Genomic DNA, 3,024 nt, shown 5'->3' on the forward strand with positions numbered 1-3,024 from the left:
GGCCGCCCCGCCGACGCCCTGCGCGTGCCGGGCGTCGCCATCGATCGCGAGACCCTTGAGGATGCCGGGATAGAGGCGACGGCATCCGAGGCGCTGCTGCGCCAGGCGGCGCTCGCACCTCTCACGGAGATCGACGTCGTCGAAGAGGTCACCGTGGACGGCGTCACATCGGTGACGGTCTCCTACGTCGCGGGATCCCACCCCGGCAAGAGCACCTTCGAGGTGACGCAGGACGGGTGGGCCGGCGTGACGCCCAACTGGCGTTTCGCGCACACGCCCCTCGCGGCGATCTCGCTGCGTGTGCTCGGCTCCGATCAGTTCGCCGTCAACGGATTCGAGATCGATCGTCGTCAGGTGTCATCCGCAGGAGTGGAAGCCGAAGCGCTCGACCCCCTGCCGATGCTGGTGTTCACCCCCGGCGTCTACTCGGTCACGGTGGACACGGCGATCTCCCGGTCTCCAGGGGTCGGCGTCCTCGCCGATTCCCCTCTGACCCAGACCCCGGTCGACCTTCAGACCGAACCGACCGAGGAGTTCCTCGCCGTCGTGCAGACCCGCGTCGAGGAGTTCCTCACCGAGTGCACCACGCAGCAGGTGCTGCAGCCCACGGCATGTCCCTTCGGGCTCGAGGTGCAGAATCGCATCGCGAACCTGCCCACCTGGACGATCGCGCAGCAGCCGAAGGTCACCGTGGAGCCGGACGGCGCGCAGTGGATGATCCCCGCGAGCGAAGCCGTCGCGCACATCGAGGTCGACATCCGCTCGCTCTTCGACGGCTCCATCGAGCACGTGTCGGAGGATGTGCCCTTCCGCGTGAGCGGCACGATCTCGATCCTCCCCGATGGATCGGCGTCGATCAGGGTCGGCTCGGCGGGAGCCTGATCCGTCAGCCCTTCCGGGCCTCCTGACGCGCATCGCGGTCGGCCAGCGCCGCGAGCTTGGCGTTGTACTCCTCGAGCTCCGCGTCTCCGGTGCGATCGGCATGGCGGTCGTTGCGCCGCTGCACCTTGGTGTCGTCTCGGCTCCACTGGATCGCCACGGTGATGGCCACGATGACGGTGGGGATCTCACCCACCGACCAGGCGATGCCGCCGCCGATGTACTGATCCTCCATCGGGGTCGGACCCCACGGTCGGGCCATGGAGCCGAACCACTCGGCGACCATGAGGCCCTCCTGCATCATGATCGCTATCCCGAAGAACGCGTGCATGGCCATGATGGCGATCAGCGTGATCAGTCGCCCTGGGTACGGCAGCCGGTACGGCACGGGGTCGATGCCCACCAGGCTCATGGTGAAGAGGTAACCGGCCAGGAGGAAGTGGATGATCATCCACTCGTGGCCGAGGTGCTCGTACATCACCCACCGCACGATGTCGGTGAAGTAGAACGCCCACAGCGATCCGATGAAGATGCCGGCGGCGACGAACGGGTGGGTGATGATCCGGGAGAAGGGCGAGTGCACCGCCCACATGATCCATTCCCGCCCGCCGCGGGTGCCGTCGTCGCGCTTGTGGATCGCGCGCAGGGCGAGGGTGACCGGCGCTCCGGAGACGAGCAGCAGCGGAATGGCCATCGAGAGCATCATGTGCCCGAGCATGTGCACGCTGAAGAGGTAGTCCTGGTACAGGTTGATCGGGCCGCAGGTGACCCAGACGAGCATGAGCACGCCGAGCACCCAGAACACCGTGCGGTGGATCGGCCAGCGGTCTCCCCTGCTGCGCATGCGCAGGACGCCGGCGAGGTAGAAGAACAGCCCGAGGGCGGCGGCCACCGCCCAGAGGATGTCGACGTCCCAGCCCGTGAACCACATGTCGAGCGTGAACTCGGGTGGAAGCGGCGAGTCCGTGAGCAGTTCGGCGGGCGTCTTCAGGATCGCCGCGGTCTCGCCGGTGGGAGGAGGCGTGCGCGCCAGCGCCGCGGCAGCGCCGGATGCCAGCCCCATCAGGGCGACTTCGCAGAGCACCAGCATCCAGAACCAGCGCGAAGCGCTCTCGCCGCCCAGGCGCGGGATGAGACGAGCGCGGTACCAGGCGCCGAGCAGCCCCATTCCGCCGAGCAGCACGACCTTGGCGATGATGATGAGGCCGTACGGCGTCCAGAGCCCGCCCCATCCGCCGAGGCCGACGGTGGAGCGCATGACGCCGGACACCGCGACGACGAAGAAGGCGGCGATCGCGAGCGATGAGTAGCGGCGCACCAGCGCTGTACGGTCGACACCGGCGGTGCGACGCAGGATGACCAGCAGGAACAGGCCGCCCAGCCAGACGGCCGCACCCACCGTGTGCAGCAGGATCGAGTTGACGGCGATGACGTGACCGGCGAGCTCACCGGAATGGCCCTGATTGGCCATCGGGACCAGCGCTGCGACGGCGATCCCGGCCGTGATGAGCGTGGGCGTCCAGCTGCGCCACGCGAACGCGAGGATCGTGACGATCGCGCCCATGATGGTGGTGATCAGCCAGGCCTGGCCGAGGGGAAGCGTGAGCAGGAAGCGTCCCAGTTGCTCGCCGAACTGCTGTTCGAGGCTGAGCTGCACGTTGAACGCACCGAGGAACGTGAGGAACGCGGTGGCAGCCGAGGAGACCGTGAAGACGGCTGCGCCGATGGATGCCGTGTCCAGTGCCGTCTCGAACGGCTTCTCGCCGGCCTTCAGGGCGAACAGCGCGAGCACCATCGAGCCGATCATGACGGCGGCGCTGATGTTGTTCACCATTCGCGCGGTCGGCAGCCCCCATCGCACGAAGGGCCCAGGGTCGCTGAGCAGCAGCGGTGCCGCTCCCCCGCCGAGCTGCAGCGAGACCACGAGCGCGACGACCGCGGCGATGACGAGGATCCCGAGACCGGCCGCACGGTACACCGAAGCCTGCGTCGTGCGCAGGTCGGGAGAAGTCACCCTTCCAGCCTAAGCGCGTATGACAACAGGCGCGGACGCCCCGGATGCACGTCGCGCCCTCTGTGAGACGCGCGATCTGCGAGACGCGTCCTCTGTGAGACGCGCCCTCTGTGAGACGCGCGAAGGGGGGC

At 68.2% G+C, this 3,024-nt stretch carries 2 protein-coding genes; one reads left to right on the forward strand and one right to left on the reverse strand.

Going from position 1 to position 3,024, the window contains the following annotated elements:
• Positions 1–882: hypothetical protein (locus ACNPNP_RS04165; protein WP_448964803.1), on the forward strand; the 882-nt coding region annotated here is incomplete at its 5' end.
• Between the two features lie 4 nt (positions 883–886).
• On the opposite strand, the gene ACNPNP_RS04170 is transcribed toward ACNPNP_RS04165, so the two are convergent.
• Positions 887–2,893 (reverse strand): bifunctional copper resistance protein CopD/cytochrome c oxidase assembly protein, encoded by a 2,007-nt coding sequence (locus ACNPNP_RS04170; protein ID WP_448964804.1) that lies wholly within the window; start codon positions 2,891–2,893, stop codon positions 887–889.
• Between the last annotated feature and the right edge of the window lie 131 nt (positions 2,894–3,024).

Source organism: Microbacterium xerophyticum (genome assembly GCF_053543555.1).